General features: G+C 67.2%; 14 protein-coding genes and 1 riboswitch. Of the genes, 5 read left to right on the top strand and 9 right to left on the bottom strand.

Annotated elements, in window-relative coordinates:
• Nucleotides 1-163: 163 nt before the first annotated feature.
• The 7 genes from LDO54_RS33930 to LDO54_RS33900 form a co-directional block, all read right to left on the bottom strand.
• Nucleotides 164-1,054: an HlyC/CorC family transporter gene (locus LDO54_RS33930; RefSeq protein ID WP_224016566.1), complete on the bottom strand. Its 891-nt coding sequence runs from the start codon at nucleotides 1,052-1,054 to the stop codon at nucleotides 164-166.
• A 200-nt stretch (nucleotides 1,055-1,254) separates the two neighbouring features.
• Nucleotides 1,255-1,977 (bottom strand): gamma-glutamylcyclotransferase, encoded by a 723-nt coding sequence (locus LDO54_RS33925; RefSeq protein WP_224016556.1) that lies wholly within the window; start codon nucleotides 1,975-1,977, stop codon nucleotides 1,255-1,257.
• Between the two features lie 36 nt (nucleotides 1,978-2,013).
• A complete protein-coding gene (gene ybeY, locus LDO54_RS33920; RefSeq protein ID WP_224016545.1) occupies nucleotides 2,014-2,475 on the bottom strand; it encodes an rRNA maturation RNase YbeY in 462 nt (153 codons plus the stop codon).
• A gap of 29 nt (nucleotides 2,476-2,504) precedes the next feature.
• Entirely contained in the window at nucleotides 2,505-3,596 is a 1,092-nt protein-coding gene (locus LDO54_RS33915; protein WP_224016536.1) for a PhoH family protein, read from the bottom strand.
• Nucleotides 3,597-3,676: 80 nt separating this feature from the next.
• Nucleotides 3,677-5,050, bottom strand: coding sequence for a tRNA (N6-isopentenyl adenosine(37)-C2)-methylthiotransferase MiaB (gene miaB, locus LDO54_RS33910; protein ID WP_224016533.1), 1,374 nt, complete (start codon nucleotides 5,048-5,050; stop codon nucleotides 3,677-3,679).
• 249 nt (nucleotides 5,051-5,299) lie between these two features.
• Nucleotides 5,300-6,337, bottom strand: a complete 1,038-nt coding sequence (locus LDO54_RS33905; protein ID WP_224016532.1) for a LysR family transcriptional regulator — start codon at nucleotides 6,335-6,337, stop codon at nucleotides 5,300-5,302.
• A 43-nt stretch (nucleotides 6,338-6,380) separates the two neighbouring features.
• Nucleotides 6,381-6,533, bottom strand: coding sequence for a hypothetical protein (locus LDO54_RS33900; RefSeq protein WP_224016530.1), 153 nt, complete (start codon nucleotides 6,531-6,533; stop codon nucleotides 6,381-6,383).
• Here LDO54_RS33900 and LDO54_RS33895 point away from each other — a divergent pair.
• From LDO54_RS33895 to ribB, 4 genes are all read left to right on the top strand, one after another.
• Nucleotides 6,519-6,914: a VOC family protein gene (locus LDO54_RS33895; RefSeq protein WP_224016528.1), complete on the top strand. Its 396-nt coding sequence runs from the start codon at nucleotides 6,519-6,521 to the stop codon at nucleotides 6,912-6,914. The two genes, LDO54_RS33900 and LDO54_RS33895, sit on opposite strands and share 15 nt — an antisense overlap.
• 80 nt (nucleotides 6,915-6,994) lie before the next feature.
• The gene (locus tag LDO54_RS33890; protein WP_224016526.1) at nucleotides 6,995-8,185 is read left to right on the top strand and encodes an MFS transporter; all 1,191 of its coding nucleotides are present in this window, start codon (nucleotides 6,995-6,997) and stop codon (nucleotides 8,183-8,185) included.
• Between the two features lie 250 nt (nucleotides 8,186-8,435).
• Nucleotides 8,436-9,260: a helix-turn-helix domain-containing protein gene (locus tag LDO54_RS33885; protein WP_224016523.1), complete on the top strand. Its 825-nt coding sequence runs from the start codon at nucleotides 8,436-8,438 to the stop codon at nucleotides 9,258-9,260.
• A 148-nt stretch (nucleotides 9,261-9,408) separates the two neighbouring features.
• Nucleotides 9,409-9,581, top strand: a riboswitch (FMN riboswitch).
• A 174-nt stretch (nucleotides 9,582-9,755) separates the two neighbouring features.
• The gene (gene ribB / locus LDO54_RS33880) at nucleotides 9,756-10,481 is read left to right on the top strand and encodes a 3,4-dihydroxy-2-butanone-4-phosphate synthase (RefSeq protein WP_224016521.1); all 726 of its coding nucleotides are present in this window, start codon (nucleotides 9,756-9,758) and stop codon (nucleotides 10,479-10,481) included.
• A gap of 133 nt (nucleotides 10,482-10,614) precedes the next feature.
• On the opposite strand, the gene LDO54_RS33875 is transcribed toward ribB, so the two are convergent.
• Entirely contained in the window at nucleotides 10,615-11,301 is a 687-nt protein-coding gene (locus tag LDO54_RS33875) for an HAD family hydrolase (protein WP_224016519.1), read from the bottom strand.
• 287 nt (nucleotides 11,302-11,588) lie between these two features.
• On the opposite strand from LDO54_RS33875, the gene LDO54_RS33870 reads away from it, so the two are divergent.
• A complete protein-coding gene (locus tag LDO54_RS33870; protein WP_224016517.1) occupies nucleotides 11,589-11,966 on the top strand; it encodes a hypothetical protein in 378 nt (125 codons plus the stop codon).
• 321 nt (nucleotides 11,967-12,287) lie between these two features.
• Here the strand turns inward: LDO54_RS33870 and LDO54_RS33865 are convergent, their stop codons facing one another.
• Nucleotides 12,288-12,485 carry a hypothetical protein gene (locus LDO54_RS33865; RefSeq protein ID WP_224016515.1) on the bottom strand — a complete coding sequence of 66 codons (198 nt, stop codon included), beginning with the start codon at nucleotides 12,483-12,485 and terminating at the stop codon, nucleotides 12,288-12,290.
• Nucleotides 12,486-13,200: the final 715 nt, after the last annotated feature.

The following is a 13,200-nucleotide window of genomic DNA, read 5'->3' as shown; positions in this document are numbered from 1 at the left end:
TTCGCGCGTCGGTTTCGGGGCGCGCAGGTTTCGCCGGCTTTCGGCGAATTTCGGGGCGCGATCGAGTCTGTGTGTTTGGGCGATGATCAAGGAAAACGCCGGCGCGAAGGCCGGCGTTCTCGTCGGGCGTGCCGCGTCACGCGTGTGGCGCGGCGCCGCGGGCTCAGGCCGGCGGCTGCAGCGCGGCTTCGCGCTGGCCCGCGAGCGGGTCGCGGCGCACCAGCAGCATGTGCACCTGGCGGGCGTCGGCGCGCAGCACCTCGAAGATCAGGTCGTCGATGCGCACTTTCTCGCCGCGATGCGGCACGTGGCCGAAATGATTCGTCACGAAGCCGCCGATCGTGTCCACTTCCTCGTCGGGGAAATGGGTGCCGAACGCCTCGTTGAACTGCTCGATTTCGGTGAGCGCGCGCACGCGGAAGCGGCCGTCGGGCGAAGCGATGATGTTGCCGCTTTCCTCGTCGAAGTCGTATTCGTCCTCGATGTCGCCGACGATCTGCTCCAGCACGTCCTCGATCGTGATGAGGCCGGCCACGCCGCCGTATTCGTCCACGACGATGGCGATGTGATTGCGGTTCTGGCGGAAGTCGTGCAGCAGCACGTTCAGGCGCTTCGACTCGGGGATGAACACGGCCGGGCGCAGCATGCCGCGCACGTCGAATTCCTCCTCGGCGTAATAGCGCAGCAGATCCTTCGCGAGCAGCACGCCGATCACGTTGTCGCGATTGCCTTCGTAGACGGGATAGCGCGAGTGCGCCTTGTCGAGCACGAAGGGAATGAATTCGTCAGGGCTCTCGGCGATGTTGATCGCGTCCATCTGGGCGCGCGGCACCATGATGTCGCGCGCGCTCAGGTCGGACACCTGGAACACGCCTTCGATCATCGACAGCGAATCGGCGTCGATCAGATTGCGGGCGTGCGCGTCCTGGAGAATTTCGAGAAGTTCGCTGCGCGAGTCGGGCTCGGGCGAGATGAAGTCGGTCAGACGCTCGAGCAGCGAGCGCTTTTCCTGCGGTTTGTCGGCTTGTCTTCGACTGGGATAAGAGTCGTTCATGGTGGTGCGCCCGTCTGCCCTCGAAGGGCGGGCGCGCTGTTGCGGAAGGGAAAGGATACAACATGCTCGTGGCGCGACCGTGTAAGCGACGCGCCTTCGCATCAATCCTAACGCAGATGCGGCGTAATCGCGCGCCGGACGAAATTCGGCCTGGGGCGCGATCGGAGCATGGTCGGAGGAGGGCCGGAGTGCGGCGGGCGTCAGCCGCAGCGCGCGAGCAGGCGCTCCAGCGCGCGGTCGGGCATGCCGCTCTCGCGCAGCGCGTCGACGGTGCGGCGCACGTAGTCGAGCGTCGTGCCGTAGCGGCCCGTGGCGCAGCCGAACACGGTGCGCACGGTGTTTTCGTCGAGCTTGCCGGTGTAGGTGGGTACGTCGCGGCGCATCACGAACGCCAGCGCGGCGACGCGCCGGCCATCTTCGAGCAGGCACGGCAGCCACGCGGGCCGGTACGAGCCCATCGGCATTTCGCGGCGCCAGAGCGCTTCCAGATGCGGCATCACGCCTTCGGCGGCCAGGCGGAACGCCACGCCCGCGCACGAGCCGCCGCGGTCGAGCGCGAGCACGAGGCCCGGCTGCTCGGGCGTGCCGCGATTCACGCGCGACCACAGATACAGGCCGCGATGGTAGCCGTGCACGCGCGAACGCACGTTCTCGACAGTCGGCAGACCCGGATTCCAGATCAGCGAGCCATAGCCGAACAGCCAGAGATCGCTTTCGCGGTCCCAGTCGCGCAGCGTGCAGTCGAGCGAGGCGCGCAGATCGTCTTCGGTGAGCAGGCGCGGATCGCCGAGCGCGGGCGGATAGCCGGGGCACGGCGCGCGCCCGGCCTTGCCTGAAGCGTTGCCGTCACGCGCGCCGACGGCACCCTCCGTCTGCGGTTGCGCGGAGGGATCGTCGAAGGCGGGCGTGCTCTTGTCGTTCATGGCGGAAGGCGCGCGATGCGTGGCGCGGTGAGGTCCTTATTTGTACGGGTCGGGAAAGCCGAGCGAGTTGAGGACGTCGGTTTCGATGCCTTCCATCTCTTCGGCTTCGGCGTCGTCCTCGTGATCGTAGCCTTGCGCGTGCAGCGCGCCGTGCACCAGCAGATGCGCGTAGTGCGCGGCGAGCGGCTTGTTCTGCTCGGCGGCTTCCTTCTCCACCACCGGGCAGCAGAGGATCAGGTCGCCCGTGACCGGATCGTCCTCGCTCTCCGCGTAGGCGAAGGTGAGGACGTTGGTCGCGTAGTCCTTGCCGCGATAGCTGCGGTTGAGCGTGCGGCCTTCTTCGGCGTCGACGAAGCGCACGGTCAGTTCCGCGTCGGCGAACAGCGCCGCCTTTACCCAGGCCGCCACGGTCGCGCGCGGCAGCGCGGCCTTGTGCTCGGGAAACGCCTTCGCGGCGGGGAACTGAAGGTTCAGTTTGAGTTTCGGTGCGCGGGCCATGATGAACTGTCGATCCGGTTCAGCCAGCATCAGCGCGCGTCGGCGCCGCTGTCGTCCTTCTTCGCGTGCGCGTCGTAAGCCTCGACGATGCGCGCGACGAGCGGATGACGCACCACGTCCGCGCTCGTGAAGTGCGTGAGGGCGATGCCGCGCACGTTCGCGAGCACATGCTGCGCTTCGATCAGGCCGCTCTTGTGGCCGCGCGGCAAATCCACCTGGGTGGTGTCGCCGGTCACGACCGCCTTCGAGCCGAAGCCGATCCGCGTGAGGAACATCTTCATCTGCTCGGGCGTGGTGTTCTGCGCCTCGTCGAGGATGATGAACGCGTGATTGAGCGTGCGGCCGCGCATGTACGCGAGCGGCGCGATTTCGATCATCTGGCGCTCGAACATCTTCGCCGTCTTGTCGAAGCCGAGCAGATCGTAAAGCGCGTCGTAAAGCGGACGCAGATACGGATCGACCTTCTGCGCGAGATCGCCGGGCAAAAAGCCCAGACGCTCGCCGGCTTCCACGGCCGGGCGCGTCAGCACGATGCGCTTGACCTGATCGCGTTCGAGCGCGTCGACCGCGCAGGCCACCGCGAGATAGGTCTTGCCCGTGCCCGCCGGCCCGATGCCGAAGGTCACGTCGTGCGAGATGATCTGCTTCAGATACTCGCGCTGCGCGGGCGTGCGGCCGCGCAGGTCGGCGCGGCGCGTGTAGAGCTTCGGACCTTGTTCTTCGACGTCGATGTCGTTGCCCGCCGGTTCGTCGAACGGATGGTCGGGATCGCCGCGAAAGCGCGGATCGATTTCCGCGCCGTCGTCGGACTTGCCGTTGCCGTTACCGTTCGCGCGCGCATTCGCGCGGCTCGCCTGATGGCGCGCCTCGACCAGCGCGAGCTGGATGTCGTCGACGGAAAGCGGATCGCGGGCCTGGTTGTAGAAGTTTTCGAGCGCGGTGAGCGCGAGCCTCGCGCCGCGTCCGCGAATCGTGATGCGATGGCCGCGCCGGGCGAGCGTCACGTCGAGCGCCTGCTCGATCTGCCGCAGATTTTCGTCGAGCGGGCCGCAGAGGTTGGCGAGCCGCGCGTTGTCGTCGTGCGGCGCGGTGAATTCCAGATGCTGCTGATTCGGCTTCAAGGTGTCTCTGAACTCCCGTGTTCCGTGAATGGCGCGCTGCAGGTGCCGGGTGATGGCCGCCTGCAGCGACTTGGTGCAACCTAGTGCGACAGCGCCGAATTGCCCTCGTGCGCGAGCACGAGCTCGCCGCGCAGCGAATGCGGGTACGCGTGGTTGATCTTCACGTCGATCATCTGGCCGGTCAGGCGCGCGTGCGAGGCGAGCGGCGCCGGGAAATTCACCACGCGGTTGTTTTCCGTGCGGCCCGACAGTTCGCTCGGGTCCTTGCGCGACGGACCTTCGACCAGAATGCGCTCGACCCGGCCGACCATCGACTGGCTGATGCGCTGGACGTTTTCTTCGATTGTCGCCTGCAGATGTTGCAGACGCTTGAGCTTCACTTCGCGCGGCGTGTCGTCTTCGAGGTTCGCGGCGGGCGTGCCCGGACGCGGGCTGTAGATGAACGAGAAGCTCGTGTCGTAGCTCATCTCTTCGACGAGCTTCATGGTCTTCTCGAAATCTTCCTCGGTCTCGCCCGGGAAGCCGACGATGATGTCGGTCGAGAGCGAGAGGTCGGGGCGGATCGCGCGCAGCTTGCGGATCACCGACTTGTATTCGAGCACGGTGTAGCCGCGCTTCATCGCCATCAGCACGCGGTCGGAGCCGTGCTGCACGGGCAGGTGCAGGTGGCTCACGAGCTTCGGCACCTTCGCGTAGGTGTCGATCAGGCGCTGCGTGAATTCCTTCGGATGCGAGGTCGTGTAGCGGATGCGCTCGATGCCCGGAATGTCGGCGACGTATTCGATCAGCGTGGCGAAGTCGGCGATTTCGGTCGCGCCTTGCGTGAGCTGGCCGCGATACGCGTTGACGTTCTGGCCGAGCAGCGTGACTTCACGCACGCCCTGGTCGGCGAGACCGGCGACTTCGGTGAGCACGTCGTCGAGCGGGCGCGAGACTTCGTCGCCGCGCGTGTAGGGCACGACGCAGTAGCTGCAATATTTCGAGCAGCCTTCCATGATCGAGACGAACGCGCTCGGGCCTTCCACGCGCGCGGGCGGCAGATGGTCGAACTTCTCGATTTCGGGGAAGGTGATGTCGACCTGCGCGCGGCCCGAGGCGCGGCGCGCGTCGATCATCTGCGGCAGGCGGTGCAGCGTCTGCGGACCGAACACCAGATCCACATACGGCGCGCGCTGCACGATGGCCGCGCCTTCCTGGCTCGCCACGCAGCCGCCCACGCCGATCAGCAGGTTCGGGTTCGCTTCCTTCAGTTCGCGCACGCGGCCGAGCTCGGAGAAGACTTTCTCCTGCGCCTTTTCGCGCACCGAGCAGGTGTTGAACAGAATCACGTCCGCGTCTTCGGGCGTGTCGGTCTTCACGAGTCCTTCAGCGGCGCCGAGTACGTCGACCATCTTGTCGGAGTCGTACTCGTTCATCTGGCAGCCATAGGTCTTTACATAAACTTTCTTGGTCATCGGGGTTCGCCGTTCGCAGTGGTTCACCTGGGGGCGTCGTCCGCTTGATGCACGCGTGCACTTCAGGACTACGGTGAAAATAATGAGGGCTGAAACGGGTGGCCGGGCCGCGTTGGCCGCGTCTGCCTGGCTGTCCGGTGGGGCGCTCCGCGCGCATGGTGCTGCTGCAGTGTTGCTTCAGTGCTGCTTTTCTGGTCTTCGCCGGAGAGGAAAGCACATCGACACCGCCATGAACGATGACGATGCGCGTCAGCCCGGCGGCCGCGGATCGCTTTCAGCGTAATCCGACATTATAGCCTTTTGCTTCAAGGCGTTCGCGCCGTTCCGGGCGCGTCGCGCGGGGCGCGGCGGCTCGGGATCGGTGCACGGCGCGAGCGCGTTCAGCTCGTGCGCGGCCTGCGCGAAACGCTCGGTCAGGAACTCCAGCAGCGCGCGCACGCGCGGCGCCAGATAGCGGTTGCGGTGATAGAGCGCGTGCACGGGCTGCTCGGCGTAACGCCAGTCCGGCATGACGATCTTGAGCCGCCCGGCGCGCAGGTCGTCGGCCACGTCCCAGATCGATTTCACCGATAAACCGTAGCCGCACAGCGTCCACTGGCGCACGGCCTCGCCGTCGGAGCTTTCCAGCGCGTTCTCCAGCGGCACGACGTAGGTCTGCGACTCGTTGCCTCGCGTGAATCGCCACTCGTTGACGGGGCCCGCGGGCGAGCCGATCACGATGCAATCGAAGCGGGCCAGATCGGCGGGCTCGCGCGGCTCGCCGTGCTGGGCGAGGTACTTGGGCGCGGCGCACAGCACGCGCGGGTTCGGGGCGAGCCGCCGCGCGACCAGCGAACTGTCCTGCGGCGTGCCGAAGCGGATCGCCAGATCGATGTCTTCGAGCACGAGATTCGAGATCGAGTCGGTCAGCGTGAGCGCGAAACGCACGTCGGGATAGCGCGCGCGGAATTCGTCGAGCCACTTCATCAGCAGATTGCGCCCGAAATCCGAGGTCGCCGAAATGCGCACCTTGCCGCGCACCGCGTTCTGGCCCTCCTGGAGCGCGGCCTTGGCGTCGTCGAGCGAGCGCAGCGCGTGTTCGCTACAGGTGAGATAGGCGCGGCCTTCGTCGGTCAGACGCAGCTGGCGCGTGGTGCGGTCGAACAGGCGCGCGTGCAGCTCCGCTTCGAGCCGCGCGAGGCGGGCGCTGGCCGCCGCCGGCGTGAGACCGAGCTTGCGGCCTGCCGCCGACAGGCTGCCGAGCCGCGCGGCTTCCACGAAGAGGCGCACGTCGCCGAGATTGTCCATGTCGATACCAGGAGGATTGCCGGGCGGATCGCCGCGACGATTATTAGACCGCGTTTGAAAATCCTTCAAATGCTACGCCAATTATCAAGTCTGCGCCGAAGCCGGACAATGCGCCTGTTTTCAGAATTTCGCGCTGCGGTTGAGAGTTCGCGCCGCGCTTCACGAACGCAAGGACGCCGCCATGCAACTCGATCACGTCACGCTCGTCACGCCCGATCTGGACGGCGCGCGCCGCTTCTTCTGCGAGATCGCGGGGCTGGAGGACGGGCCGCGCCCGCCGTTTTCCGTCGATGGGCACTGGCTCTACGCGCAGGGCCGCGCGGTGATCCATCTGGTCGAGGCGACCGTACCCGCGCAGCGCGCCTCGGCGGCCATGCGCACGGCGCCGCGTCTCGATCATTTCGCGCTGCGCGTCGCGCCCGGCGACGAATGGCACGCGCTGCTCGCGCGGTTTCAGACGCACGGCGTGCCGTACCAGCTCGCCGACGTGCCACTGAGCGGCGAGCGCCAGGCGTTCGTCGCGCTCGCGCCGGGCGTGGTCGTGGAGTTCGTGACCGCGTCGGACGGCGCGGCCTGAATCGCAACGCACGCAAACGCAGACACGCAAACGCACCAGCACACACAACGCAGCACCCAGGCTGTCATTTGGAGATTTCGATGCCTATTCCCTTGCTCGCGCTGGCGATCAGCGCCTTCGCCATCGGCACCACCGAGTTCCTGATCATGGGCTTGCTGCCCGACGTCGCGCGCGATCTCGGCGTGACGATTCCCGCCGCGGGCCTGCTCGTCACCGGTTATGCGCTCGGCGTCGCCGTGGGCGCGCCGCTGCTCGCCGTGCTCACCAGCCGCATGCCGCGCAAGCTCGCGCTGCAATTGCTGATGGGCGTGTTCATCGTCGGCAACGTGATGTGCGCGGTCGCCGACAACTATTCGCTGCTGATGGTCGCGCGCGTCGTCGCTTCGTTTGCGCACGGCTCGTTCTTCGGCATCGGCGCCGTGGTCGCGGCCTCGCTCGTGCCGCAGGAAAAGCGCGCCAGCGCCATCGCGATGATGTTCACGGGCCTCACGCTCGCGACCGTGCTCGGCGTGCCGTTCGGCACCGCGATCGGCCAGCAGTTCGGCTGGCGCGTGGCGTTCTGGATCGTCAGCGGATTCGGCGTGATTTCGCTGATCGGCGTGACCGCGCTCGTGCCCAATCTGCACGATCACGCGCCCGCCGGACTCGGCCACGAAGTGCGCGTGCTGCGCGACCCGCAGGTGTGGATCGCGCTCGGCATGACGGTGCTGGGCTTCGGCGGCGTGTTCGTCGTGTTCACCTACATCGCGCCGATTCTGGAGCAGGTGAGCGGTTTCTCGCCGCACGGCGTGACGCTGATGCTCGTGCTGTTCGGCGTGGGCCTCACGCTCGGCAACATGCTCGGCGGCAAGCTGGCGGACCGCGCGCTGATGCCCTCGCTGATGGGCATTCTGGTCGCGCTCGCCGTGGTCATGGCGATCTTCACAAAGACGAGCCACGCGGAGATTCCGGCGGCGATCACGGTGTTCGTCTGGGGCATTGCGGCGTTCGCGACCGTGCCGCCGCTGCAGATGCGCGTGGTGGCGAAGGCCGCCGCCGCGCCCAACCTGGCCTCGACGCTGAACATCGGCGCCTTCAACGTGGGCAATGCGATGGGCGCGTGGCTCGGCGGCCTCGTCATCACGCGCGGCCTCGCGCTCGACGCGCTGCCGTGGGTGGCCGCCGCCGTCTCGATCGCGGCGCTCGCGCTGACCTGGCTGGCGTCGCGGCTCGATGCGCGCGAGACCGGTGTGTCGTCGGCGCGCGTGGCGGTTGGGCAGGACGCTTGCTGATCGCGTATCGCTGACGTCGCGCTTGGTTCGCTTACGTCGCTTACGTCGCTCAGGTCGCTCAGGTCGCCCGTATCGCGACTTGAGCGCACAGTCTGGACATATCGCTCCCGCGCACAAGCATTCCCGAAAACGCGCTCTGCAATGCTGATATCAGTGTGAAGATAACTTCGTTGGGCGCGGCGGGGCGCGATGCTAGTCTTGCCTCCATTCAAGCACTTGCGCCGGTTCGCGGCGCGTCTGGGAGGCTGCCATGCATTCACCGCTCGCGCTCGTGAGCCACGCGCAGGCCGATCGTCCGGCCGCACATCGCGGTACGGCGCATCGCCGCGACGACGATCTCGCCGTCGACATCGACACTGTTTCGGATCACGAAGGAATCGTTCGCGGCATCGACGAACGTTCGGCGTTCAACGCCGCGCAGGTTGCGCAAGCTACGGCGCAAACCGAGGCGCACGACAGCGCCGCCAACGCGTTCGACGCGCTCGAACATCTGGTCGGCGTGAACCTCGCGCGTCTGCGCGCCGAGCGTCAGCTTTCGCTCGATGCGCTGGCGCGCGCCTCGGGCGTGTCGCGCGCGATGCTCGCCCAGGTGGAGTCGGCGCGCAGCGTGCCGTCGATCAAGGTGCTCTGCAAGGTCGCGGCGGCGCTCAAGGTGTCGGTGTCGGCGTTTCTGCGGCGGCATGCGGTCAACGGTTTCGAGCATCTGCCCGCCGACCGCGCGCCGCGCCGCGTGAGCGCCGACGGCCGCTATTCGGCGCGCGCCCTCTATCCCGAGGACGAGCCCGCCGCCGCCGAGTTTCACGAACTGCGCATCGCGCCGCTGCACACCGAGCCGGGCACGCGCCGCGCGCCGGGCACGACGGTGAACCTCGTGGTCAGCGAGGGCACGCTCGAAGTGAGCGTGCACGACCGTCGCCAGTTGCTCGCGACCGGTGACGCCATCGTGTTCGACGCCGACCAGCCGCACAGCCTGCGCAATCCCGGCGACACCGAGGCGCGCGTGTTCCGCGTGACGCGCAACGCCGAGACGCCGCCGCGCTGGGACGTGCCGCAAGCCGCGCCGCAGCCGCTCTGAGCCCGCGGATTCCTTCGGAATTCTCGCGATGAGGCGGCGCACACGACGCGTGCGCCGCCGTTTGTCCGCCTTGTCTAGTGGATCTTTACCGCGCTGCACGATCAGGCGCGACGCGGTATGCTCCGTTCTCCGGTTCAACCGGTAATCAGTGCGTCTTCAGGGCGGGGTGCAATTCCCCACCGGCGGTATGCCGGCCGCGCCGCAAGGCCAGCCAGCGAGCCCGCGAGCGCCTGCGCGCGTTGTTTTTTCCCGCGCGCAGGGTCAGCAGATCTGGTGCGAAGCCAGAGCCGACGGTCATAGTCCGGATGAGAGAAGATGTGCAGATGGTCATGTTTGCCCATCCGCCGCGGCGTCCAGCCTGCGTGCGCGTGGCGTCGTCCGGCGTCGTGCCGGGAGCGCCGCGTCGCGCTCGCGAGCCTCCGCGTGCCGGGGATTCCTGTCTGTTTGCAATGCCCTGAAACGTTTTTCGCCCAACTCTTGCGAGGAGCGTTTCACATGTCCTTTACGTCTTTCAGCCGCAACACCCCGGTCGAGCAGCCGCTCGACGCCATCGCCGATCTTCCCTTGCTCGACACCGAGCCGGTGCCGCCGCGCATCGCCGCCGCGCTGCAGGCCATGCGCGAAGGCCGTCCCGTCGTCCTTCAGGACGATCACGACCGCGAGGACGAAGCCGATCTCGTCTGCGCCGCCGAGAACCTGACCAACGAGACGATGGCGCTGTTCATCCGCGAATGCAGCGGCATCGTCTGCCTGTGCCTCTCCGACGAGAAAGTGCGCGCGCTCGAGTTGCCGCCGATGGTCGCGCGCAACGAGAGCCGCAACCGCACCGCCTTCACCGTCTCGATCGAGGCGCGCGAGGGCGTGAGCACGGGCGTGTCGGCCGCCGACCGCGTGACGACGATCCGCGCGGCGATCGCCGCCAACGCGAAGCCCGCCGATATCGTGAGTCCCGGCCACGTGTTCCCGCTGCGCGCGCAGCCGGGCGGCGTGCTCGCGCGCCGCGGCCACACCGAAGGCACCGTCGACCTGGCGGCGCTCGCCGGTCTGGAACCCGCGGGCGTGCTGTGCGAGCTGATGAACCCGGACGGCACGATGGCGCGCGGCCAGCAAGTCGACGACTTCGCGAAGCTGCACAACTTGCCGATGCTGACGATCGCCGAGCTGGCGGCATTCCGCGCCTCGCTCGCCGTGGCGCGCGAGCGCAGCGCCGAGCTGGTGTAAGGCGCGGCTCTCGCGAATCGCGCGATTCGTGACCAGGCGGCCGGTCCTGCGTGACCGGCCCCGAAATGCAAACGGCGCGTGAGCCTTGCGGTTCACGCGCCGTTTTTTTATCGGCTTTTGTCGACGGATCGCGTTACGACTGCACGTCGCCGAACTCGCCGCGCACGCCCGCTTCGACGAGCGCGGGCAACTCGTCCATGTGTTCCATGATGCGCGTGATGCCCATCTCGCGCAGCACGTCGGCATAGCCCGACGGGATATGGCTCGCGCCGACGAACGCGATGGTCTTCATGCCCGCCGCGCGCGCGGCGTTCAGGCCCGAGAGGCTGTCCTCGACGACGAGACAGCGCGCCGGCTCCACGCCGAGCGTTTTGGCCGCATGCAGATAGACATCGGGATAAGGCTTGGGGCGCGCGACCATTTCGGCGCTGAAGATGCGCTCGCCGAAGAGGGTGTCGAGCCCGGCGCGGCGCACCGACGCGTGCACGCGCGTGAGGCGGCTGTTCGAGACCACGGCGGCGGGCAGCGCGACCTTGCGCAGCGCGTCGCGCACACCGTTGATCGGGCTCACCGATTCGGCGATCGCGACTTCGCAGTTGTGATCGATCGTCTCGAGAAAATCCTCGGGCATCGTGAGATTGAAGCGCTCGGCGACGTCGGCCAGAAAGCGCGAGGTCTGCTGGCCGAACGCGGAGGCCACGGCGGCGCGGAAATCCACGCCGGGAAAGGTGCGGCTGAGCGTATCGAAGAGTACGTGGTCGGCGATGACTTCGCTGTCGACGAGCACGCCGTCGCAGTCGCAGATGAGATGGTCGATCATGCGTAAGACGAAAAAGCAGCCGTAGAGGCCTTAGGGGCGGACGAAAACACGTGGCGGCGCTCGGACGCGCGAGGCGTGCCGCGCGGACCGGCAAGGCGGGACGCTGAAAGCCTCATGATACGTGCTTTTGCACGCGCGGCCCGGCTATTGCGTGGATGTTTTCCGATTCCCGGCGATGGCTGCCCAACGGCGCCAGGGCGTCGTTAGCCGTACGGCCAGGGTGTGGCACGCGCCGCGCGATGCGACAATGAGCGCTGGAACAATCAGTCGATTTCGGGGAGAACGCAATGCGTGGACTTGCGATGATCGGTGCGGCGATGCTCGTCGCGGGATGCGCCAATTCGTCGGGCCTGGTGGGCGCGTGGAGCAGTCCGCCGCCTTTCGCCACGCTCCAGCAGATGTGTGGCGGCGAGGCGCGCGACTATGGCGCGGACACCCAGGCGGTCTATTCGGCGGTCTACGACGCCTATGTCGCGAACCGTCACGGCAAGCTGCCGCAGGAGCGCTTTTGCAGCTTCCAGGCGGGTCTCGCGCAGCAGTACGCGGCGCATGGCGCAAGCGGCGACGCGCAGTCGCGCGATCAGTGGGTGGCGTATCTGAACGACCAGCGCGCGCAGGCGTTGAACTGGCGCGCGACCGTCGATCCGACCTTGCGCGGCGGCTGAGCACAAGCGGGCCGTCCGCGAGCAGGGCGGAGCGTGGGCGCAGCGGCGCGAAAAAAATGGTCACGCGGGCATGAAGCGCGCGGGTCCGCGTGACCATGCACTGCAGGCGCGAACGTCTACAGCCGTGCGCCTGCATCGGGGATGGGCTCGACACAGCGTTCTGGCGGACGATCCCGGCGTCCGCGCAGGTCGAGAAAAGGTCGGGCGTTGGTGCAGTTGAGCGGTGATCGAGCGGCGGTTGAGACTGGAAGGGCCGGCGGCGTCATGGCCGCGTGCTGGTCCGTCAGGCCGTCGCCGCGCAATGGCCGCGCAGCGCCCGTCTCACGAACATCGTTTGATGGCGCGTAACGCGGAGTCGCCGATTTCGGTGAGTCGCCACCGCTGGAGGCCGGAGGCCAGGCGTTCCAGCTGGACGAGCTGTCGTTCGAGCAGGGCGTCCAGTTCTTCGCGTTCCATATCGAGCTGGTTGGGGGCGTCCTTCACTAGCAGCAGAGTGGCGAATTCATGCGGACTCAGCATCGTTCTCTCCATGTTGCCGCATCAGAGGTCGACGTTCGCGGCCCGTCGTTGGGCGGCGCGGCGACAGTCATGCGGTGGGCGTGAGCGAAAGCCAGCAACGGCGCGCGGTCGGGAATCGGCTGGATGGTTGGCGGTCCGTTCGAGGCTGTCCGGGCGTGTCTTTCGCGATCATCCGTCGACCTTGCCCTGGCAACTCAAACAGCATCCAGCCCGGACGCGGCGCCGGGGAACTGGAGTGTAGTCAACGCCTTTGCGTTGTACAAACCACACCCCGAAAATATTCCCTTTGACATTCGCTGCCTGCGGCGGCGGTCGCGGCGCGCCCACGAATCCGCGAATTCACTTGAAGTTCGTGGCGCAGCGCGCAATGCGAACGGGTTCACGTCCGCGCTCGGGCACCGATTCGCCACGCATCGCGCGCGGACGCAGCAACGACGCTCAAGTTGCGCGCCGTCAACCGGGCGGTTTGGAAGTTTTCTTCGGTTCGCGTCGCGCGTTTAATGTGAGCCTTCACTTCAACATGCCTGCGGCGCTTCGCGGTCCGGTCGCGTATCGCCGCCAGGCCCGTGGCTTGCGGCTTTCAGGTGATCGGCGCGCGGTATGACGTAGCGTCGTGCTCGCGGCACGCGGTATTGCTGCGTAACAAAATCAACGCTACGACTGCCTTACAAGTCGACTCTTCCCGGAACTGGCGCTTGCGGGACTGGTCTGTGCT

The sequence above is a fragment of the Paraburkholderia tropica genome, assembly GCF_914484835.1.
GTDB lineage: Bacteria > Pseudomonadota > Gammaproteobacteria > Burkholderiales > Burkholderiaceae > Paraburkholderia > Paraburkholderia tropica_A.
This window is presented reverse-complemented; position numbering and strand designations above follow the sequence as displayed.

Coding starts and splice junctions, on each gene's coding strand:
- LDO54_RS33930 (WP_224016566.1), bottom strand. CDS start 1,054: ATGAACGACTCTTATCCCAGTCGAAGACAAGCCGACAAACCGCAGGAA.
- LDO54_RS33895 (WP_224016528.1), top strand. CDS start 6,519: ATGCAACTCGATCACGTCACGCTCGTCACGCCCGATCTGGACGGCGCG.
- LDO54_RS33870 (WP_224016517.1), top strand. CDS start 11,589: ATGCGTGGACTTGCGATGATCGGTGCGGCGATGCTCGTCGCGGGATGC.
- LDO54_RS33925 (WP_224016556.1), bottom strand. CDS start 1,977: ATGAACGACAAGAGCACGCCCGCCTTCGACGATCCCTCCGCGCAACCG.
- LDO54_RS33885 (WP_224016523.1), top strand. CDS start 8,436: ATGCATTCACCGCTCGCGCTCGTGAGCCACGCGCAGGCCGATCGTCCG.
- LDO54_RS33865 (WP_224016515.1), bottom strand. CDS start 12,485: ATGCTGAGTCCGCATGAATTCGCCACTCTGCTGCTAGTGAAGGACGCC.
- LDO54_RS33890 (WP_224016526.1), top strand. CDS start 6,995: ATGCCTATTCCCTTGCTCGCGCTGGCGATCAGCGCCTTCGCCATCGGC.
- miaB (WP_224016533.1), bottom strand. CDS start 5,050: ATGACCAAGAAAGTTTATGTAAAGACCTATGGCTGCCAGATGAACGAG.
- ybeY (WP_224016545.1), bottom strand. CDS start 2,475: ATGGCCCGCGCACCGAAACTCAAACTGAACCTTCAGTTCCCCGCCGCG.
- LDO54_RS33905 (WP_224016532.1), bottom strand. CDS start 6,337: ATGGACAATCTCGGCGACGTGCGCCTCTTCGTGGAAGCCGCGCGGCTC.
- ribB (WP_224016521.1), top strand. CDS start 9,756: ATGTCCTTTACGTCTTTCAGCCGCAACACCCCGGTCGAGCAGCCGCTC.
- LDO54_RS33875 (WP_224016519.1), bottom strand. CDS start 11,301: ATGATCGACCATCTCATCTGCGACTGCGACGGCGTGCTCGTCGACAGC.